1 protein-coding gene is annotated in these 1,456 nt (G+C 64.6%); it reads left to right on the top strand.

Going from position 1 to position 1,456, the window contains the following annotated elements; genetic code table 11:
- Positions 1 to 198: 198 nt before the first annotated feature.
- The coding region (locus EOA38_RS36485) for an IS4 family transposase (protein ID WP_189435178.1) at positions 199 to 1,456 on the top strand (1,258 nt) is incomplete at its 3' end.

The following is a 1,456-nucleotide window of genomic DNA, read 5'->3' as shown; positions in this document are numbered from 1 at the left end:
GGGCTAGCGTGCGCACACATTTGCTTCGTGCTGTGGTCAAGCGTGAAGAGGCGCCGTCGGAAAATGGCTTGAAGCGGTTGAATTGTATGTGATTCTGTAGCCGCCATTGTTGATTCTGGAGGTTTTGACGATGGCTTCGTTGCTTGGCTACTTCGGCGACCTGCGCCTGCAAAAAAGGGGAGCATGGTTCTGGAGCGCATGTTTGCGCGTGTCAGCACGGGCATGCGCCGGCTGGCCGACACGCGCGCCGAGAAGGTCGCGTTCACACGCCTGTTTCGCAATCGCCACGTGAGCACGCAAGAGATCATCCGCACGGCGGCGGCGCGAACCGCCGAACTGGCCGCCGGCCGCCACGTGCTGATCATCGAGGACAGCAGCGAGATCAACTATGAAGCCAAGGCTTCGCGCAAGCGCGGCCTCGGTCGTGTCGGCAATGGCACGGATATCGGGCTGTTCGTGCATCCGGCGTTGGCCGTGGATGCCGTGGACGGCTCGGTCCTTGGCCTTGCAGGCGCCACGATCTGGCGGCGCGAGGCAGAGAAGGCGGATGACTACCAGGCGCTGCCGATCGAAGCCAAGGAAAGCCACAAGTGGATCGGCACCGCCAAGGCGGCATGCCAGGCGCTGACCGACGCGCCGCAGATGACGGTGATCGGCGACCGCGAGGCCGACATCTACGAAGTGTTTGCAAGGCTGCCCGACGAGCGCACCCATGTGCTCATCCGCGCTGTACGGGATCGGGCCTTGGGCACGCGGGGCGAGCGCCTGTTCGGCGCGATCGCCAAGACGCCGGAAGCCGGCCGCATTGCCTTCGAACTGCAGGCCCGACCCGGCCGGCCGGCCCGCACCGTCGAACTGGCCGTTCGCTTCACCGCGGTGAGCTTGCGCCAGCCCCGCCTTGGCGCCGACAGCCGCGATCCGCGCGAACTCACGCTCAACATGGTGGAAGTGCGTGAGATCGATCCACCTTCGGCCAAGGACGCGGTGATCTGGCGGCTGTTGACCACCCACAGCGTCGAAACGCTTGCCGATGCCTGCCGCATCGTCGACCTGTATCGCTCGCGTTGGAGCGTCGAACAGCTGTTTCGGACCGTGAAGTCGCAGGCCATCGATCTGGAGGAAAGTCTCATCGCCGACGGCGATGCACTCGAACGTCTGGCCGCCACCGCTCTGGTCGTCGCCACCAAGGTCATGCAACTCGTACACGGGCGTGGTTCGCCGGGCCAGCGCTTCCAGGCCGCACACCTCTTCGATCCCACCGAGATCACCGTCCTGGAAGTGCTCATCGCCAAGCTTGAAGGCAAGACCCAAAAGCAGAAGAACCCGCACCCCACGCACACGCTCGCCTGGGCCGCCTGGTGTATCGCCAGGCTCGGAGGCTGGAACGGCTACGAAAAGGAACGCCCGCCAGGGCCCATCACCTTCACCCACGGCCTCAGACGCTTCAACGCCATCA

Source organism: Mesorhizobium sp. M1E.F.Ca.ET.041.01.1.1, assembly GCF_003997355.1.
Lineage (GTDB): Bacteria > Pseudomonadota > Alphaproteobacteria > Rhizobiales > Rhizobiaceae > Mesorhizobium.
This window is presented reverse-complemented; position numbering and strand designations above follow the sequence as displayed.